Source organism: Micropruina sp. (genome assembly GCF_047606665.1).
Taxonomy (GTDB): domain Bacteria; phylum Actinomycetota; class Actinomycetes; order Propionibacteriales; family Propionibacteriaceae; genus Micropruina.
On the sequence record NZ_JASGEF010000049.1, the window covers coordinates 117,018 to 134,612 of the forward strand.

The following is a 17,595-nucleotide window of genomic DNA, read 5'->3' on the forward strand; positions in this document are numbered from 1 at the left end:
CGAACTTGTCGAGACCTCGGAAGGCTCAACCGCGGTGCCGGCTGTTGGCTCAGCCGTCGGCGGTGCAGGACGGCCAGTGCTCCGCCGCCCATTCCGTCCAGTCCGCCCAACCCTGTGGAGGATCGGGGATCTCGCCACCCGCGAGTTCGGCGGCGTCCGGCACCTCGAACTGATCGCGCCACTGATCGACCTCCGCCTCGGTCATCGGAAACGTCTGATCCGGGGACGTCGCCTGGCGTCTGGCGATCCGGGCGAGCTGAAACCCCCTTGTCGATGGGCAGATAGACCACCCGGCAAGACGCCCCGACCGACAGCGCCAGCCAGCGCAACGCCGACCGCTCGTCGCGACCCCAGAGCCCGAAGTCGAGAACGACGCTGGTGCCCAGCCGCAGCGCCTGCAACGCGACGGCGATCAGCCGGCCTTCCAGCACGAAACGCAATCCGTCTGCCATGGAGTCGCCGAACAGCGGGATCATCCACTGATCGGGAGTCAACCGAAGCGCCGGTTCGTCGCGGCAAGCTCGATGGCGCCGGTGGTCTTCCCCGCCCCAGGGAGACCGACCATCAGCAACATCGTGGGAGCGGACGGCGCCTCGGTCGAATCTGACCGCTGCGGGTGAGTCATGGTTCTCCTCAGATCGGCCGGACGCCCGAATGGCTGCCGGCAGAGACAGCACCGTGGCGCGGATCAACTGCGGGGTCGAGCGTATTGAATCCCAGCGATCGCGGACTGCTCCTCGGCCCCTGCGGTCGAGGGTGGTACGCGGGGACGGTTCTTTCGTTCCACCGTTGGTCGAGATCCCCTCCGTTGGTCGAGCTTGTCGAGACCCACTGTGGCGCGGGTTCTGGGCGTTGCGTTTGGTTGTCGCGGAGTGGGTTGTACCCCGTCCCGCCCGTGCGCTGCTCGTCCTACTTGGTTGTTCGCGTGCGGTGCCCGGCAGGGGATGTCGCGCGCTTGACGCCCGACCTATACGGAGGTCGCTCTACGACCGGAGTTGAGGAGCGAAGCGACGATACCCGGACGGGGTGCAGCCCACTCCGCTTTCCGGTTGCGCCCGTGCCGGTTGACCAAGGGGACGGTTCTCTTGATCACCGGAGCAGGAGGGTTGTGTTTCGGTTCAGGGGACGGTTCCTTTTCGGTTCAAGGAACCGTCCCCTGCGATCAGCAGCCAAACTCCCGTCGTCGCGGCCAAGGTTCCGTCATTCCGGCGGATGCCGGGATCTCTACGGGGCTGCGTCACCGGTTGGTTGAGTTTGTTTTTGTCGTCCCGTTGGATGCTGGAATCCCGGATCGAGTCCGGGATGACGGGGGCGGCATCGGATGGATCACGTGTCGGTTCAGGGGACGGCTTCTTTTCGGTTCAAGGAACCGTCCCAGCGACCAACAGCCAAACTCCCGGTATTCCCGCCAAGCTTCCGTCATCCGGCTGCCGGGATCTCTGCGGGCCTTGATCGTTGAGCGTGCGGGACCTGAACCAGGCTCCGGTGGCAAGGGGGGTTCGACAGGCTCAACCAGCGGCGGACGCCTCAACCAGCGGTGGACGTGTCGATCAGTACCTCCCGTGGGGAGGGGCCGACTTTCGTTGGTCGAGTTTGTCGGGACCTCGGAAACCACGCGTTGCTGACAAGGGCCTTCGACAGGCTCAATCAGCGGCCAACGCGCTGATCAACCGGTCCGCATGGTTGCGGGCAGCCCTCTTCCATGCACTGTCGGTGTTGATCACCGATCTTTCGGAATGCTGGTGTTATCCGGAGGGTTCTCGGAAGCGTTGGTGGCGTCGGGGTCGTCGGTGTTTGTCGACATAGCAGGGTGGGATCACCTCGGGAACACCGTCAGCAGCGATCCGGATCTGCCATTGCAGCTCGGGTGGGCGTTTCGGGTCAGGTTCGAGGAGGTTGTGGTGGTGCTTGCACAACAAACACAGGTTCGCCAGCGAAGTCTCGCCCTTGTGGCGCCACGGCCCAATGTGATGGGCGTCACAGTCCGCGGCGGGACGGTCACATCCCGGGAAGACGCATCCCTGGTCACGCACATGCAGGGCGTGCCGGATGTCGGGGGTGACCAGCCGCTGCTGACGGCCCACGTCGAGGACTACAGACGGGCCGCCCAGCACGATCGGGAGGATGTCGGCATCACACGCAAACTGCCGCACCTCACCAGGGGTGAGCCGGGTGCCGTCGGCGAGCCCGGCACCCTGGCAGTCACCCAGCAGATCGTTGTAGGTGATGGTGACCACCACATGCGGACGATCCCCACCATGTTTGGGGGCGACCTGGTGGATCGCGATCCGGAGGGCCAACTCGACCAGGGCGTCCGCCCGACGCTGCGACCACGACGGCTGCTCGACACCCGGGTCGTGGAGTTCGAGGGTGGTGCGGTGCATCTGGTGCGCCAACGCATCAATCTGCGCCTTCAACAAGGCAGCGTCTGCTGCGGGGAGGGAGCCTTTGATCAGGGTGGAGCCGTGACCGTTGTCAGCGAACGTCAGGTGCCGATCCCGCTGGGCATCCCGCAGATCCCGCGCCATCCTTTCCGCTTCGGCTTCTTCAGCGACCTCGGGAGCGATCACTTCCAGCAGATGCCGACTGAGTCCGGCCAGGTGGTGGCTGTCGAACGTGTCGCAGAACCCCACCATCGTCGCCTGCGCCTCGACTTCGGCTTGGACACCCAGGTCGGTGGGTAGTTTGCGGAGCACTTGGGTGATAGCGGTGGCTTGCCGGTCATTGATCCGACCCTCCCGCAACGCCTCCCCAATCCGCTCGAACCGGTACAGATCATTCGCCTGATGCACCATCGCTGAGGCCTGCGTCCGCGTGTGCCGCAACTCAGAAGCCAACCAGCTGATCGTGGGGATGCCGTGCGCCGTCATCGCCGCCCCGGCCCGATCCACAGCGCCGAGCACGGTGTGCACCACCCCGGACAGGCGGGACTGGACCCGCAGCAGATCGGTGACCAGGTCGAGCTGTTTGCGATCGGTCAGCAACGTCACATCATCGGTGCGGACAGCATCGAGCAGGCCGGTAACCGCGGCAGCGAAATCCACCGTGCTCACACCTGCTCGATTGCTCATGTCCAAGACCCTAAACGCCGCCACCGACAAAAACCGCAACAGCCCCACGACCAACAAAACAGCTAGTCAACGCCGCATTCGTAGTCGATCCGCTGCCGCTACACGCAGGCGCCGACACGCACCGGAACAGGCCAACCCGGCCAGCCAACGACGCCCTGCTACTCATGGACCACACGCTAGACACCGCCTCTGACACTTTCGGAGCGTCGAGTTCGACAGCGCATCCGGAGTTGCGAAAGGGCTCAGTCGTGACCGAGTGCGGCGGCGATATCGGTGACCTTCTGGACCAGACGAAGGCTGCCGGGGATGCGTCGGAACCCCAGGGTCTCGTAGAACCGCGCTACTGGCTCGGTCAACGCGTCCACGACCACGACGCGTGCGGCCACCGTCCGGGTCGCCTCGACAATGCGCTCGAGCGCATCGGCCACGAGTAGGGCACCGAGCCCCTGGCCCCGTAGATGCTCGGCGAGGGCGAGCCGGGCCAGCAGGACGGCGGGCAACTCGGCCGGCCCGCCGCGTCCGATCCGCGATGGCACCTGCTCGCGCGCGACCTTGTGCGCCGCGAGTGCGTAGTAGGCGACAACGCGGTCCTCGCTGTCCAGCCATACCCACGTCCGGGCCGTTCCGCGTGCTGCAGCGTCGGCGGCATGCCTTCGCAGCCATTGATCCAAGGAATCCTCGCCACACGAGAATCCGGCGATGTCGTGGCGTTCCGGATCCAGGCGTTGGGAGCGAAGCCGTTCAGTCACGGACGACGGTCTCGCGCAGTCGCTGCGCCGCGTCTGCGAGAGCAGGGCTCGGCTGAACTGGGGCATCGAACGCCGCGAGCAGTTCATCGAAGTACTCCGCGGGAACCGTGGTCGTCGCCTCGTACTCACGCAGGATCTGCTCGGCGCGTTGCTCGGCCGCCGAGCGGGCGAAGGCCGTGACCGGTTCCCCCGCGATTTCCGCGGCACGTTCGATGCGTGCGCGATTGTCCGGTGTCACTCGGAACTCGAGCCGTGCTGTTGCGCCCATGTCGTCCTTTCTGTACGGACGATTGTACGGCGCCACGCCTCCGGGGCACAGGGGCGCACATCGCTATCGCGTTCGGACGCCTCCCCGGTACGCGGAGAGTTCGCCGAGTTCCGCCAAGCGAGTGGCCAGCCCCTCTGGATGATCGTTCATGGTGGCGTCCAGGAAGTCGGCGCTGGCCTCGGCGGTGATCCGGATCGGTTCGGTCCGACCCAGAGAACCGATCAGACTCGGCAACGGTGGCAGGAACAGCGGTGCGTCGGTGAAGCTGAGGTGGACGGTGCCAGGCACCTCCAGGTGGTAGCCGCCGACGTCGCTCAACTTCAGAACACTGGTCAGCCGCGGGAGGTAATCGGGGCTCTCACCAGGCTGAAGAGGATGGGTGAGAGCCAGCATCGGACGGGCGAGCCGGCGTGGTGCCGGATCATGAGGGAAGCCGTCCAGGTCGATCGCCGCCAGGAACCGGGAGTCTTGGCGGAGCGCCTGCAGAGCGGCGGCACCACCCAGGGAATGTCCGGCGACCGCGGCCCGGCGAACGTCCAGTTTCCCGTGGAACATTCCGGCGGCGTCCCGATCGAGCCGGGACAGCTCCGACAGCGCGAAGCTGAGGTCGGCGGCCCGGATCGCGGTCCATTCGACCGCTCCCCGCCGGTCCTCGGCCTGGTCCCCGGTGGCCCCGACCTGGGTGGTGTTGGTCTGGCCGTCGCGCAGCACCACGGCAGCCGAGTCGTAGAGATGGTCCAGGGCGGCGACCACGTAACCCCGGCTGGCGAGTTCTTCGGCCCAGGCCGTGTTCTGGGTGCGGACGCCGCCCAGACCCGGCGAGAACGTCACGACCGGGAACGGCCCGCCAGCGGCGACTGGGGCATCCACAAGGGCGGACGTCCGGGCGTGGGTCGGTCCGTCGAGAAGTAGGGCGGGGGCGCCGAGGTAGCGGGCGACCCCGGACGCCACCGTCGCCGCCTTCGGAGACGATCCGAGATAGGCAGCGCCGAACCGGCCACCGCGCCGGCGGTCAGCAAACCCAGCGACAGCGCGCCCGCCAGCACCGCCGGCCAACGACGTCCCGCTGGAGCCGCCGTCCTGCCGAGGACGCTCGGCAACGCAACCGTCAGCGCGACCGCGATGCCGGCCGCCACCAGCAGCAGTTGCCAGCGGAACGCGACCGTGGCCGCGACGGCCACCGACACCATGGCCACCGCCAGCGCCGCGACAGCCACCTGACGGCGGAACGCGCTCGGAAGCCAGCGAGACACCGCCAGCACGACCCCGCTGAGCACGGCGAGCAGTTCCAGCGGCGACAGGCCGAGCGCGGCGATCATCTGAGTCATCGGGCCATCCTTCCCGCGCCAGCCGCGACAGCGAATCGGCCGATGCGCCACGGCTGCTGCCGCCGGAGTCGTCCGATCCGAACCTGTGGATCGCCTGTGGTCGTAGTCACCACGCGACGGGCTGAGTTTTAGGCTCGGCTCATGCTGACTGCCGAAGATCTCGCCGACGCCACCAGGATCGTTGCCGCCCATGTGCCGGTGACGCCGGCCTACCGCTGGCCGCTGCTGGAACGGGTGACCGGGACGCCGACCTGGGTGAAGCACGAGAACGCCACCCCCACCGGCGCCTTCAAGGTGCGCGGTGGTCTGGTCTTCGCCGAACGGCTGCTGCGAACCGGGACGACGGTGCCCGGCCTGATCGCCGCCACCCGCGGCAACCACGGCCAATCGGTCGCCTATGCGGCTCGCGAGCACGGCCTGCCGGCGACCATCGTCGTGCCTGAGGGCAACAGTCCGGACAAGAACGCCTCCATGGCGGCGTTCGGCGCGGAGCTGGTGGTGCACGGTCGCGACTTCCAGGAGTCCCTGGAGTACGCCCACGAGCTGGCCGGCGAGCGCGGGCTGGTCTTCGTGCCGTCCTTCCATCCCGATCTGGTCGCCGGCGTCGCCACCGCGGCGGCCGAACTTCACGCCCAGGCCGGCACGATCGACGTGATCTACGTCCCGGTCGGCCTCGGTTCAGGCATCTGCGCACACATCGCCGTCCGCGACCTGCTCGGGGCGGCGACCGAGATCGTCGGGGTGGTCGCCGACCGGGCACCGGCCCACGCGCTGTCGTTCGCGGCCGGACGTCCGATCAGCACCCCGGACGCCGACACCTTCGTCGACGGCGTCGCCAGCCGGACGCTGGTGCCGGAGGCGGTGGCCGAGATGCTCGCCGGTGCGGCCCGCTTCGTCCGGGTCTCCGAGACGGACGCCGAGGCGGTGATGCGGACCATCTGGCAGACCACCCATCAGATGCCCGAGCCCGCCGGCGCGCTCTCCCTGGCCGGGCTGCTCGGCGACACCGGACGCCCTCCCGGCGCGACCGCGGCGGTGATCATGTCCGGCGGCAATTGCGACACCGATCTCGTACTGCGCGTGCTCTCCCGGACGCCATGACGGCGGTCAGTGCGACAGGACGACCATCCGGGTCGGCTTGCCACCGATTCGCAGGGTGGTGATCCGGCCGCGCAGATCGCTGGCGAGGGTGAGCACCTTCCCCGACTGCGGCACGGACAGATGCACGGTGCCCTCGCCGAAGGCCAGGTCGGGCATGATCGCCACCTCGGTGGTCTCGTCCAGCGACTTCGACACCTTCGTCATCACCCGGCGCTCCCGGATCAGCCGTCCGGTGCCGCCGTCCCGCACCTGCAGATAGCCCTGATGGGTGAGCACATACAGCCGCGCGGCGTCGGGTGAGCTGTCCACCCGCAGCACGGTGCGCTTGTGCCCGCGGCGTCCGACCGAGACCTCGGCGATCGTCGGCACCGCAGGGTTGCTGTCGATCCGCTGCACCGTGGTCAGCGCGCCGCCGGTGCTGCCCCAGATCACGCCGTTCGCGCCGTCGACCATCACCGCGGTGCGCTTCTTCCCCGGGTAGGGCACGAAGGCCTGCTCGCCGCCGGACGCCGGATCGGCCGGCACCACCCGCAGCCCGTTGGCGCAGGAGAAGATGACACGGGTGCCGTCCGGGGTGAGCATCGCTCCGTGCAAGGTGGGGCAGGTGCCGGCCCCGGTGGAGATCACCTTCCCGGAGGCGATGTCGATCACCTGGCTGGTGCCGCGGATATTGCCGACATGAAGCAGCTCGGCACCGTTGGCGGCCTTGGCGACCACCAGGCTGTAATGCCCCGGCGCACCCAGGCTGAGGGTGCCGGCGCGCGGGTCGTCGAAACCGGTCACCTTGGTCGGGTCGAACCATTGCAGGGTGCCGGTCGACTCCGACGGAATCCCGATCTTCCCGGACGCCTCCGGCAGCCGTCCGTGGTCGACCCCGCCGGGCGAGGTGGTCACCCAGGTGCGGGCCACGTAGGGGAGCCGGGCTTCGGCCTTGGCCGCGTCGTAGGCGGTGTCGATCATGCTGACGTGGTGCCGGTCGGCGGCGCGTCCACGCAGCGCGAAGGCGAGGGTGCCGTCGGCCGAGCGGGCCAGGCTGATCGGCGCCTTCGGGGTGGAGATTCGGTCACGGACCTTGCCGTCGTCGATGACCACGATGTCGCCGGTCTTCGAGTCGCTGACCAGCAGGCGTTCGTGGACGTGCCAGGCCTCGCCGACCGGGTCGGCGGTCCCGTGGGCGGGAGCGGACGGTGCGGGCGCCGCGATGACCAGGCCGGCGGTCAGCGTGGCGGCGAGAAGTGAACGAAGAAGTCGCATGACGCAAGACTACGAGAATCATTCTCAGAAAGATTCAAGCGTCAGATCCGCGGACAGCACCATCCCGGTTCGACCCGTAGGTGCGGCGCCGACCCACAATGACCGAAGGCTGTCACACCCGGCCGATCCGGGGTGCGACAGTCTTCGAGGTCGCTGCGTGTCGCTCAGGTGACCTTGGGCAGCACCGCGGCCGCGCCCAGGCCGCGGGCCCGGCGGCCCTCGTCCAGACCGGTCGCGGTCCACACCTGTGCGATGTCGGGCTGCGCGGTGAGCACGGACGCCAATGCGCCGGTGAACAGCGGGTGGTCATCGATCAGGGCGACGCTGAACAGGTTCGCCGCGCCGTCCTCGCGTCGACGGCGCCGTGCTGCTGGTTCTGCGTCACGACCGCGTCCACGTCCCCCGCTCCGCGTCAGGTGGCTAATAGGACGAGACTAACAGCGGCTGTTCGGGCGCTCGATGAACCGTCATTCGGCGACGTCAACGATGTACCTGCGTTCTTCGACCGGCGTAGCTTCCCACGGTCGTTGCAGCACGAATCCGACGGAGTAGCTGCCGACGGCGTCCGCCACCAAGGTGAAGACCGTATGCAGCGGTGCTCCGGGCGGTCCTGCTGCGCCGGGCTCGAGAGATCGTTCCGCCTCTCGGAGCCCCGGCGGCACGTCGCGCAGCCGCCATCGGTAGCCAGACCCGCCCCACGACTCCAGGACGATGGGGATCGGCTGCCCGACGGCTGCGCTGACGTGCTCCATGTCGCTCCTCAGATCGTCCACTTGTGATACAGGTGGCTGTCGGTTCCCATCACGAAGGCGTCCAGCCGGTTCGCCGACCAGGAACTGGCGCCGGCACCCGAGCTGAGGATGCCGCCGAGATCCGCCCAATCGAGCCACCGGGTGCCGTTCCAGGCCTTGTGGAACATGTGCGAGTTGGTCCCACGAGCGAAGACGTCCACTCGATTCGGGCCCCACGAGACCGCTCCCGGCGCTTCGGTGATGACTCCTCCGAGACTTTCCCAGCCGCGCCAGGCGGTGCCGTCCCACCACAGATGCCACATTGCGGAGTCGCCGCCCGCCGCGAACACGTCGAGGCGGTTGGGTCCCCAGGAGGCGACCGTCGGCGCTGAGGTGAGGTAGCCGCCGAGGCTCTCCCAGCCGCGCCAGGCGGTGCCGTCCCACCACAGGTGCCACAGCGCGAAGTCGGTGCCGCGGGCGAACACGTCGATCCGGTTGGGTCCCCAGGAGACCGCGGCCGGTTCCGAGGTGAGCAGTCCGCCGAGACTCTCCCAGTTGCTCCATCCGCCTTGGAACCAGCGATGGTGCAACTGGTGATCGGTGCCGGTGCCGAAGATGTCGAGTCGGCCGTTGCCCCAGCTGCTGATCGCCGGCGCATCGTGGATCACCCCGCCGAGGCTTTCCCAAGCCCGCCACGAAGAGCCGTCCCACGCGCGGTGCCAGACCGCGCAGTCGGTGCCGCGGGCCACGACGTCGATCCGGTTGGTTCCCCATGACGCCGCCTGCGGGCGCGAGGTGAGGATGCCGGCAAGGTCCTCCCAGCCGCTGAACGCGGTACCCGCCGGAAGCTTGACACCAGACGCCCAGTGGAACGGGTAGGTGGTGTCGATTCCCGCCTCGCCATAGCCGATCTTGAAGTATCCGCCGTCCCCCCACCCGGTGCCCCAGCTGTTCTTCGCGATCCAGCATTTCTCGGTCTCGGAGTATCCGACGATCAAAACGCAGTGCAGTCCGGCGAGTTCCCCGCTCGAATGCTTGTACACACCCGAGGAGTAGTAGAAGAAGTCGTCGTAGACCTCCAGCACGGCCGACACCGGCCCCTTTGTGCTGAGGTGATTCTTACGGTCGGCGGCGCTGGAAAGCGCGCCCCAGGACGTGATCGTGGCGACCCGTTGGTTCCGGTCGGGAACGATCTTGCAGACCGGTGCTCCGCCGGCGCCGGTGAATGCCGACGAGTACGGGAATGCCGCCTCGTCCGGGATGCCCCGCACCTTGATCTGTTCGAGTGCGTCCGAGGGCCACCAACCCCCACAGCTTTCGCCGTGCCCGGAACAGAAATGCAGATCGGCTTCGGAGAGATCGAGTAGTTGCCCCTTCTCGATCGAAGCCATCGATTCGACCAGGCCTGCGCAGCAGAATGAGACACATGATCCGCACTGGCCCTGATCCTTGGGTGGAGTCACATGATTGCCGTTGCGGTTCCGCCAGTCGACGGCTGTATCGAATGCTGGCGCGGACGCGTCCGCTGTCCGTGGCGCCATCTCGCCGGCGAGAATGCCTGGGTCGACCACGACTCCCAGCATCCGTTTCTTGACCGCATCCGACAGCAGGGCGACCGAATTCTCGCGGGCCACCCAGCTGAATTTTCGCTCTCTGATCTCGACCGCCAACTCGGCGATGTCCAGTTTTGCCATTCTTCGCGCTCCTTCCAGGCGTGTGGAGGGAAGACGGCTGAGCGGCGTAAATGATGCGTCCCCAGCCGCTCAACGTGCGATCAGCGGCGGGCCGACCCGACAGGTCTCAGAGTTCGTCCGGGGACCGCCGGGCGGCGCCCTTGTCGGCGGACTGGGCCAGCATCGCGAAGATCTTCAGCGCCGGCGAGACCTCGCGCTGCCGCGCCTTCGGCTTCCAGCCGCGCGCCTCGGCCTCGGCCCGGCGCTCGGCCAGGGTGGCGTCGTCCACCTCGAGGGTGACGGTCCGGTTCGGGATCGAGAAGGTGATGATGTCGCCGTCCTCGACCAGGCCGATGGTGCCGCCGGACGCCGCCTCGGGCGAGACGTGCCCGATCGACAGGCCGGACGAGCCGCCGGAGAAGCGTCCGTCGGTGATCAGCGCGCACTTCGGGCCGAGCCCGACCCCCTTCAGGTAGGACGTCGGGTACAGCATCTCCTGCATGCCCGGCCCGCCCTTGGGGCCCTCGTAGCGGACCACCACAACGTCGCCGGCGACGATCTGGCCGCCGAGGATCTTCTCCACCGCCTCTTCCTGCGATTCGGCCACCTTGGCCGGGCCGCTGAACTCCCACTGCTCGGCGGGGACGCCGGCGGTCTTCACGATGCAGCCGTCCTCGGCGAGGTTGCCGTACAGCACCGCCAGCCCGCCGTCCGCGGTATAGGGCGTAGCCACCGCGCGAATGCAGCCGTTTTCGGCGTCGGTGTCGAGGCTGTCCCAGCGCACTGTGGAGGAAAATGCCTCGGTGGTGCGCACCCCACCCGGCGCGGCATAGAACAGGTCGGCGTTCTCCGGCTTGACCCGTCCGCCGCGGATGTCCCAGTCGTCCAGCCAGCTGTCCAGGTCGGGGGAGTGGACGGCGTGCACGTTGCGGTCGAGCAGGCCGCCGCGGTCCAGTTCGCCCATGATCGCGACGATGCCGCCGGCGCGATGGACGTCCTCCATGTAGTAGTTGGACGAGTTGGGCGCCACCTTGCAGATGCACGGGGTGACCCGTGAGAGCGCGTCGATGTCGTGCTGGTCGAAGTCGACGCCGGCCTCGTGGGCTGCGGCCAGCAGGTGCAGCACGGTGTTGGTGGAGCCGCCCATCGCGATGTCCACCCGCATGGCGTTGTTGAACGCCTCCTTGGTGGCGATGGACAGCGGCAGCACCGAGGCGTCCTCGTCGTCGTACCAGCGCTTGGCCAGGTCGACAGCCAGCTTGCCGGCGTTCAGGAACAGCTCGCGGCGGGCGGACGCCGTCGCCAGCGTCGAGCCGTTGCCGGGCAGCGACAATCCGAGCACCTCGGTCAGGCAGTTCATCGAGTTGGCGGTGAACATGCCCGAACAGGAGCCGCAGGTCGGGCAGGCGTTCTGCTCGATGGCGGTCAGGTCGGTGTCGTCGACGTTGGGGTCGACCGCCTTCACCATGGCGTCCACCAGGTCCAGCCGGGCCTGCGCCGTCCCGCCCTTGACGAAGGCCTTCCCGGCCTCCATGGCGCCGCCGGAGACGAACACGGTCGGAATGTTCAGCCGCAGCGCGGCCAGCAGCATGCCGGGGGTGATCTTGTCGCAGTTCGAGATGCAGACCAGGGCGTCAGCACAGTGCGCGTTCACCATGTACTCGACCGAGTCGGCGATGATCTCGCGGCTGGGCAGCGAGTAGAGCATGCCGTGGTGACCCATCGCGATGCCGTCGTCGACGGCGATGGTGTTGAACTCGCGGCCGACGCCACCGGCCTCGGCGACCGCCCCGGCGACCAGCTTCCCCATGTCCCGCAGGTGCACGTGACCCGGCACGAACTGGGTGAAGCTGTTGGCGATCGCGACGATCGGCTTCCCGAAGTCGGATTCCCCCATGCCGGTCGCCCGCCACAGGGCGCGAGCGCCGGCCATGTTGCGGCCATGGGTCGTGGTGCGAGAACGCAGAGCAGGCATGCGGAGAAGACTACGCCCGCGTAACCCGGCCGGAATCCACCGGTCATCCGGTGACCCGAGGCCAGCACGTCGGACGCCTCTGACGTCCACGCACCTGTGCGTAGACTGTGGCGATGAGCGACTTCTTTCAGCTCTTCAACCCCGGAGCGCGGCACACGCAGCAGCAGCGCGACCTGGAGAAGATGCTGGTGGTCGACTACCGCAAGGGCGGCTGGGGTCCGAAACCGCTCGATCTGGAATCAGGCAAGGTCACCCTCTACATGCCGAACCGGAGCCTGTCCGGCGAATCCGAGGACGGCGTGGACGCCGAGACCGACAAGGCCTGACAGCTTCTGTACCACCGCCCTGATCGTGGCGGCCGTCCACAGCGCCATCAACAGCTGTGGAGAACTACACCCATGTGATTAGCCAGCTTCGATGGTCTCGTGGCGCGCGTCGCGCAGCGGGGAGCAGGCCACGACCAACGCCGCCACGGCGAACAGGATCGCAGCGACTCCGATGGTCGCCGGGTAACCCACGAGCGTGGCGAGCAGGCCTGCCCCGAATGCGCCGACGAAGAAGACCACCCGGTTCGTCGTCCGGATGGTCGAGTTCATCCGGCCCTGGATGGCGTCCGGCGCGACGGCCTGCCGATAGCCCATGTCGTTCGAATCCTCGATTCCCATCGACAGCCCGTAGATGAACTGCGCAGCGGAGAGCAGCTACACAAGCACGCCGAGGCTGCTTGCCGCGTTGACCGGCGCGACAGCGAGCGCGAGCCACGGAACCACCGCGAGGGCGCAACCGATGAGAATCGCGGGTCCGGCTCCCAGACGGGCACCGACCGAGGGTGCGACGAGGGCCCCGGCGAAACCGCCGACTCCCCCGGCAGCGAGCGCGACGCCGTTGGCCCACGGCGCCAGGCCCCACTCCCGCAGCACGAACACCCCGAATAGCGTCGTCACCAGGCTGTGCCCGAGGGACCTCGCGGGTCCGGCCTTCGTCCCCCATGGGCACGTGGACCTGGTCGGTGTCGTCGTCACTCAGGGCAGCAGATGCCCGGCGGACCGGTAGATCCGGTACCACTCCTGGCGGGCGAGGGTGATGTCGCTGCCCGCGGCGGCCTCGGCGACCCGCTCGGGCTTGGTGGTGCCGAGTACGACCTGGATGTTGGCCGGGTGCCGGGTGATCCAGGCGGTAGCGATTCCGGACGGGGTCACGCCGTAGGCCTGCGCAAGGTCGTCCAGGACGTCGTTGAGCTCGGCATAGTTCTCGCGGTCGCCGACGAAGACGCCCCTGGCAACGCCGGTCTGGTACGGCGACCATGCCTGCAGGGTGATTCCGGTGCGCCGGGCGTGATCGAGAATGCCGTTGTCCCGGTCGATCGACTGGTCGGTGCTGCCCATGTTGGTGGCGAGGCCGGACGCGATCATCGGAGCGTGAGTGATGCTGAGCTGCACCTGGTTGACGATCAGCGGCTGGTGGACGTAGTCACGCAGCAGTTCGATCTGACCGGGGGTGTGGTTGGACACCCCGAAGTGGCGTACCTTGCCGGCGTCCTTCAGCGTGGTGAACGCCTCGGCGACCTCCTCGGGCTCGACCAGGGTGTCCGGGCGATGCAACAGCAGGACGTCGAGATAGTCGGTGCGCAGCGCGGCCAGCGACTCGTCCACCGTGGTCAGAATGTGCTCGGCGGAGAAGTCGAAGAAGCCTGGCCGGATGCCGACCTTGCTCTGAATGAGGTACTGCTCGCGCTCGCTCGGCGTCAGGGCGAGCGCGGCTCCGAACCGTTCCTCGCACTCATGCCGATGGGTGCCGTAGATGTCGGCATGGTCGAAGAAGTTGATGCCCGCGTCACGGGCCGCTCCGACCAGGGCGCGGATCTCGGCATCGGTGAGGGAGGGGATGCGCATCAGCCCGAGGACGACGCTGGACGCCTCGAGCTCGGTGTGCGGCAGTCGATAGGTCTTCACCGGCCCCATTCAACCGGTCGGGCCGCCGATGAGGCCGAGGCAATCCCGAAAACAGCCGAGTCGATTGCCCTCCACCGGCGTGTCGCCCTCCTTTTCGGCATCGACTCTGGCGTTTTCGGGAAACCGCTCCGGCTCGCTCCTACGACTGCCCGGCGACGCGCCTGGTTGTTACCGTGGACGCATGCGTCGCGTCCTGCTTCTACTGGTCGGCCTGGGAGTCTTCCTGATCGGGCTGCTCCCCGCCCCGCATGCCGCCGCCGATCCCAACACCGACGATGACAGCATCGACAGCTATCAGGTGACCGCGAAGGTGGCCAAGGACGGCACCGCGTCGGTCCGGATCGCGTTCGACTTCGACTTCGGTTACGACGAAGGCCATGGCCCTTATGTCACTCTGCCGTTGCGTCAGGAGATCGCCAACGATCCCGACCACTGGCGAATGCTCGAGGTCACGCTCGGTGAGGTGACCAGCCCGTCCGGGGCCAGCGCCGACGTCCAGACCAAGACCGAGGACGGCAACCTGCTGATCCGGGTCGGCGATGAGAACAAGACCTATAGCGGCACGCAGAAGTACGTGGTCAACTACACGATTCGCGGCCTGATCGCACCCAGGCAGGCCCAATCCGGCCTGGACGAGGTCAACTGGAACGCGATCGGCTCCTGGGAGGTGCCGATCCGGGACATCGCGGTGACCGTGACCGGCCCGGTCGACGTCACGAGGTCGGCCTGCTTCGCCGGCTCCGGCCTGAAGCGACCCTGCGACAACGCGACGCAGTCCGGCACGTCGGCCACCTTCACCCAGTCGTCGCTGCCCGAAGGGAACCCGCTCCAGGTGGTCGCCGGATTCCCGGCCGGCACCTTCGTCGGTGCCGAGGCCCACATCGAGAAGCGGTACTGGATCGGCAATATGTTCCCGCTCACCGCGATCACCGGCGGCGTCACCGCCGTGCTCACCGTCCTCGGTCTGGTGGCGTTGCTGACCCGCACCCGGCGCGGTAGCCGCGACGAGGTCTACCTGGGGCTGACGCCCGGCGTCATGCCGGCGGCCGGCCAGCAGGTGGCGGTCGGACGCGGCGCTGCCAAGGCCCCGGTGGCGGTCGCGTTCACGCCGCCGCGCGGGGCGCGTCCGGGTGAGATCGGCGTGCTGGTCGACTCCACCGCCGACAATGTGGACATCACCGCCACCATCATCGACCTGGCCGTCCGGGGTCACCTCAGGATCGATCAGCAGAAGAAGAAGGAATGGACGTTCGTCCGCCTCGACGGACGCGACCAGCTCACCGGCTACGAGTCGTATCTGATCAAGAAGCTGTTCCACAAAGGCTCGACGGTCACCACCAAGGAACTGAAGGACCAGAGCTACGCGGGAATCCTGGAAGGGACTCGGGAACGGCTCTACAAGCGGGTCACCGACGAGTTGAGGTGGTTCCGGCGCAACCCCACCCTGGTCCGCGGCATCGCCATCGTCGGTGGTCTCGGACTCATCGGTCTGGGTGCGGTGGTCGGCTTCCTGCTCGGCTTCGTCGGCTTCGGCCTGGTCGGTCTGGCCGGGGTGATCTGCGGTCTGGTGATGCTGGCGCTGAGCAACCGGTTCGGGTCGCGGACGGCGACCGGCTCGGCGGTTCTCGCCCAGGCGAAGGGCTTCGAGCTCTACCTGACCACCGCCGAGGCCGATCAGATCAAATTCGAAGAGGGCATCGACGTGTTCTCCCGGTATCTGCCCTACGCGATCGTTTTCGGCGTCGCCGAGCGCTGGGCGAAGATCTTCCAGGACCTCGCCGCCCGCGGTCAGTACACCCCGAACGACTCCTGGTATGTCGGCTACGGCTATGGCTACGGGTCGCTGCTCAGCGGTGACTTCGCGTCCTCGATGGATCACCTGGCGTCCACCATGTCGTCGTCGATGCAGAGCGCCACCTCGGCCACCAGCGGAGGTTCCGGGTTCAGCGGTGGCGGCGGCTTCGGCGGCGGTGGTGGCGGCGGCTGGTGATGTCGTTGTGGTTGTCCGGGGACGCCTACGACGCCTTCATGGGTCGCTACTCGCGGCGGCTGGCCGTCGAGTTCGCCGCTTTCGCCGGAGTCGCGCCCGGCCTCCGCGCGCTGGACGTGGGCTGCGGTCCGGGCGCGTTGACCGGAGAACTCCTCCGGCGTCTTGGGGCCGGTAACGTCGCTGCCTGTGAGCCGTCCGAGCCGTTTGCCGCGGCCTGTGCCGCGCGCTATCCGGGGGTCGACGTTCGTCACGGTCGCGCCGAGCAGATTCCCTTCGGCGACGGCGAATTCGACCTGGTCGCCGCGCAACTGGTGCTGCATTTCGTCTCCGACCCGGTCCGGGCACGCACCGAGTTCGTCAGGGTCGCGGCACCGGGCGCGACGATCGCCGCCTGCGTCTGGGACTTCACCGAGGGCATGGAACTGCTTCGCGCCTTCTGGGACGCCGCGTCGTCGCTCGATCCCGAGATGCCCGGACGGTCCTTCCGGTTCGGACGTCCCGGCGAGATCGCGCAGTGGTTGGCCGATGCAGGTCTGGAACAGGTGGCTGAGGGCACGCTCGCGGTCGAATCCGAGTATCGCGACTTCGGCGAGTTGTGGGCGTCGGTACGGACCGGGACCGGACCGGCCGGAGCCCATTGCGTGGGCCTGCCGCAACCCGCGCAGGACCGGCTGCGGCGGGCCCTGTTCGACCGCCTCGGCGCTCCGCCCGGCGCGTTCCGGTTGACTGCGGTGGCGCGGGCCGCAAGGGGCGTCCGAGCCGCGCCACGACGGTGAGTACTCGCTGCGGGATCTCCAAAAGTCATTGACAGGTCAACAAGGCATGCCTATAGTAGCGGTGGTTTAGATTTCAAGCACGATCCGAAGAGAAGGTGGGCAGATGTCCGGAATCGCAGATGTCAAGGGAACCTATGTTCTCGATCCGAGTCACAGCCAGGTCGGCTTCGTTGCCCGGCATGCCATGGTCACGAAGGTTCGTGGCAGTTTCAATGATGTGTCCGGCACCGCCACCTTCGATGGCGCGAACCCGTCGGCGTCCTCGCTCAGCGTGACCATTCAGGCCGCCTCGGTCGACACCCGCAGCGAGGGCCGTGACGCACATCTGCGCTCCGCCGACTTCTTCGACGTGGAGCAGTATCCCGAGATCACCTTCGTCGCCACCGGCTTCGCGGTCGACGGCGATGTGCTGACGGTGACCGGCGATCTGACCATCAAGGGCGTCTCGCACCCGGTGTCGATCCCGTTCGAGTTCCAGGGCTCGGCCACCGATCCGTTCGGCAACCAGCGGGTCGGTCTCGAGGGCTCCGTCGTGGTGAACCGTAAGGACTGGGGTCTCAACTGGAATGCGGTGCTCGAGGCCGGCGGCGTCCTGGTGAGCGAGAAGGTGACCCTCGAACTCGAGGTGTCGGCCATCAAGCAGGCCTGATCCGCTCCGCAGCGGCAGGGCGGGGGCCGACCCCGGCGTTGAGCCAATCGTGACGTAGTGCCCGGCTTCGGCCGGGCG

Annotated in this window: 19 protein-coding genes and 1 pseudogene; 5 read left to right on the top strand and 15 right to left on the bottom strand. The window is 67.8% G+C overall.

Features of this window, described 5'->3' with window-relative positions:
* Positions 1-49: 49 nt before the first annotated feature.
* The 8 genes and pseudogenes from QM619_RS12235 to QM619_RS12270 form a co-directional block, all read right to left on the bottom strand.
* On the bottom strand, positions 50-205 hold the full coding sequence (locus QM619_RS12235; protein ID WP_415109025.1) for a hypothetical protein: 156 nt from the start codon (positions 203-205) through the stop codon (positions 50-52).
* 109 nt (positions 206-314) lie between these two features.
* A pseudogene (locus tag QM619_RS12240) lies at positions 315-476 on the bottom strand (hypothetical protein); the annotation flags it as partial.
* A gap of 14 nt (positions 477-490) precedes the next feature.
* Positions 491-625 (bottom strand): hypothetical protein, encoded by a 135-nt coding sequence (locus tag QM619_RS12245; RefSeq protein WP_415108883.1) that lies wholly within the window; start codon positions 623-625, stop codon positions 491-493.
* A gap of 1,120 nt (positions 626-1,745) precedes the next feature.
* Positions 1,746-3,071 (bottom strand): DUF222 domain-containing protein, encoded by a 1,326-nt coding sequence (locus QM619_RS12250; protein ID WP_415108886.1) that lies wholly within the window; start codon positions 3,069-3,071, stop codon positions 1,746-1,748.
* A gap of 242 nt (positions 3,072-3,313) precedes the next feature.
* A complete protein-coding gene (locus QM619_RS12255) occupies positions 3,314-3,820 on the bottom strand; it encodes a GNAT family N-acetyltransferase (RefSeq protein ID WP_415108889.1) in 507 nt (168 codons plus the stop codon).
* Positions 3,813-4,124: a DUF1778 domain-containing protein gene (locus QM619_RS12260; protein WP_415108891.1), complete on the bottom strand. Its 312-nt coding sequence runs from the start codon at positions 4,122-4,124 to the stop codon at positions 3,813-3,815. The genes QM619_RS12255 and QM619_RS12260 overlap by 8 nt, the downstream gene beginning before the upstream one ends.
* A 27-nt stretch (positions 4,125-4,151) precedes the next feature.
* Positions 4,152-4,958 carry an alpha/beta hydrolase family protein gene (locus tag QM619_RS12265; RefSeq protein ID WP_415108894.1) on the bottom strand — a complete coding sequence of 269 codons (807 nt, stop codon included), beginning with the start codon at positions 4,956-4,958 and terminating at the stop codon, positions 4,152-4,154.
* Positions 4,916-5,416 (bottom strand): hypothetical protein, encoded by a 501-nt coding sequence (locus QM619_RS12270; RefSeq protein ID WP_415108897.1) that lies wholly within the window; start codon positions 5,414-5,416, stop codon positions 4,916-4,918. The genes QM619_RS12265 and QM619_RS12270 overlap by 43 nt, the downstream gene beginning before the upstream one ends.
* A 141-nt stretch (positions 5,417-5,557) precedes the next feature.
* Here QM619_RS12270 and QM619_RS12275 point away from each other — a divergent pair, with 141 nt between their 5' ends.
* The gene (locus QM619_RS12275; RefSeq protein WP_415108899.1) at positions 5,558-6,517 is read left to right on the top strand and encodes a threonine dehydratase; all 960 of its coding nucleotides are present in this window, start codon (positions 5,558-5,560) and stop codon (positions 6,515-6,517) included.
* Between the two features lie 6 nt (positions 6,518-6,523).
* On the opposite strand, the gene QM619_RS12280 is transcribed toward QM619_RS12275, so the two are convergent.
* The 4 genes from QM619_RS12280 to ilvD all read right to left on the bottom strand — a co-directional run bounded on the left by QM619_RS12280 (position 6,524) and on the right by ilvD (position 12,150).
* Positions 6,524-7,771 (bottom strand): hypothetical protein, encoded by a 1,248-nt coding sequence (locus tag QM619_RS12280; RefSeq protein ID WP_415108902.1) that lies wholly within the window; start codon positions 7,769-7,771, stop codon positions 6,524-6,526.
* 467 nt (positions 7,772-8,238) lie between these two features.
* A complete protein-coding gene (locus QM619_RS12285; protein ID WP_415108905.1) occupies positions 8,239-8,523 on the bottom strand; it encodes a protease inhibitor I42 family protein in 285 nt (94 codons plus the stop codon).
* Between the two features lie 8 nt (positions 8,524-8,531).
* Positions 8,532-10,196, bottom strand: a complete 1,665-nt coding sequence (locus tag QM619_RS12290) for a C1 family peptidase (RefSeq protein ID WP_415108907.1) — start codon at positions 10,194-10,196, stop codon at positions 8,532-8,534.
* 106 nt (positions 10,197-10,302) lie between these two features.
* The gene (gene ilvD, locus QM619_RS12295) at positions 10,303-12,150 is read right to left on the bottom strand and encodes a dihydroxy-acid dehydratase (protein WP_415108910.1); all 1,848 of its coding nucleotides are present in this window, start codon (positions 12,148-12,150) and stop codon (positions 10,303-10,305) included.
* 113 nt (positions 12,151-12,263) lie between these two features.
* Between ilvD and QM619_RS12300 the strand changes: the two genes are divergently transcribed.
* Entirely contained in the window at positions 12,264-12,476 is a 213-nt protein-coding gene (locus QM619_RS12300) for a DUF6191 domain-containing protein (RefSeq protein WP_415108913.1), read from the top strand.
* A 78-nt stretch (positions 12,477-12,554) separates the two neighbouring features.
* Here the strand turns inward: QM619_RS12300 and QM619_RS12305 are convergent, their stop codons facing one another.
* The 3 genes from QM619_RS12305 to QM619_RS12315 form a co-directional block, all read right to left on the bottom strand.
* A complete protein-coding gene (locus QM619_RS12305) occupies positions 12,555-12,815 on the bottom strand; it encodes a hypothetical protein (protein WP_415108916.1) in 261 nt (86 codons plus the stop codon).
* A gap of 36 nt (positions 12,816-12,851) precedes the next feature.
* Entirely contained in the window at positions 12,852-13,076 is a 225-nt protein-coding gene (locus QM619_RS12310; protein WP_415108919.1) for a hypothetical protein, read from the bottom strand.
* Between the two features lie 96 nt (positions 13,077-13,172).
* Positions 13,173-14,102, bottom strand: a complete 930-nt coding sequence (locus tag QM619_RS12315) for an aldo/keto reductase (protein WP_415108922.1) — start codon at positions 14,100-14,102, stop codon at positions 13,173-13,175.
* Positions 14,103-14,283: 181 nt separating this feature from the next.
* Between QM619_RS12315 and QM619_RS12320 the strand changes: the two genes are divergently transcribed.
* From QM619_RS12320 to QM619_RS12330, 3 genes are all read left to right on the top strand, one after another.
* The gene (locus tag QM619_RS12320) at positions 14,284-16,092 is read left to right on the top strand and encodes a DUF2207 domain-containing protein (protein ID WP_415108925.1); all 1,809 of its coding nucleotides are present in this window, start codon (positions 14,284-14,286) and stop codon (positions 16,090-16,092) included.
* Positions 16,092-16,868, top strand: a complete 777-nt coding sequence (locus tag QM619_RS12325) for a class I SAM-dependent methyltransferase (RefSeq protein WP_415108928.1) — start codon at positions 16,092-16,094, stop codon at positions 16,866-16,868. The genes QM619_RS12320 and QM619_RS12325 overlap by 1 nt, the downstream gene beginning before the upstream one ends.
* 103 nt (positions 16,869-16,971) lie before the next feature.
* Positions 16,972-17,517, top strand: a complete 546-nt coding sequence (locus QM619_RS12330) for a YceI family protein (RefSeq protein ID WP_415108931.1) — start codon at positions 16,972-16,974, stop codon at positions 17,515-17,517.
* Positions 17,518-17,595 lie beyond the last annotated feature (78 nt).

Excerpts from the sequence above, each read along its gene's own strand:
- QM619_RS12235 (WP_415109025.1), bottom strand. The coding sequence starts at position 205 with ATGACCGAGGCGGAGGTCGATCAGTGGCGCGATCAGTTCGAGGTGCCG.
- QM619_RS12245 (WP_415108883.1), bottom strand. The coding sequence starts at position 625 with ATGACTCACCCGCAGCGGTCAGATTCGACCGAGGCGCCGTCCGCTCCC.
- QM619_RS12250 (WP_415108886.1), bottom strand. The coding sequence starts at position 3,071 with ATGAGCAATCGAGCAGGTGTGAGCACGGTGGATTTCGCTGCCGCGGTT.
- QM619_RS12270 (WP_415108897.1), bottom strand. The coding sequence starts at position 5,416 with ATGACTCAGATGATCGCCGCGCTCGGCCTGTCGCCGCTGGAACTGCTC.
- QM619_RS12275 (WP_415108899.1), top strand. The coding sequence starts at position 5,558 with ATGCTGACTGCCGAAGATCTCGCCGACGCCACCAGGATCGTTGCCGCC.
- QM619_RS12280 (WP_415108902.1), bottom strand. The coding sequence starts at position 7,771 with ATGCGACTTCTTCGTTCACTTCTCGCCGCCACGCTGACCGCCGGCCTG.
- QM619_RS12285 (WP_415108905.1), bottom strand. The coding sequence starts at position 8,523 with ATGGAGCACGTCAGCGCAGCCGTCGGGCAGCCGATCCCCATCGTCCTG.
- QM619_RS12290 (WP_415108907.1), bottom strand. The coding sequence starts at position 10,196 with ATGGCAAAACTGGACATCGCCGAGTTGGCGGTCGAGATCAGAGAGCGA.
- ilvD (WP_415108910.1), bottom strand. The coding sequence starts at position 12,150 with ATGCCTGCTCTGCGTTCTCGCACCACGACCCATGGCCGCAACATGGCC.
- QM619_RS12300 (WP_415108913.1), top strand. The coding sequence starts at position 12,264 with ATGAGCGACTTCTTTCAGCTCTTCAACCCCGGAGCGCGGCACACGCAG.
- QM619_RS12305 (WP_415108916.1), bottom strand. The coding sequence starts at position 12,815 with ATGGGAATCGAGGATTCGAACGACATGGGCTATCGGCAGGCCGTCGCG.
- QM619_RS12320 (WP_415108925.1), top strand. The coding sequence starts at position 14,284 with ATGCGTCGCGTCCTGCTTCTACTGGTCGGCCTGGGAGTCTTCCTGATC.
- QM619_RS12325 (WP_415108928.1), top strand. The coding sequence starts at position 16,092 with ATGTCGTTGTGGTTGTCCGGGGACGCCTACGACGCCTTCATGGGTCGC.
- QM619_RS12330 (WP_415108931.1), top strand. The coding sequence starts at position 16,972 with ATGTCCGGAATCGCAGATGTCAAGGGAACCTATGTTCTCGATCCGAGT.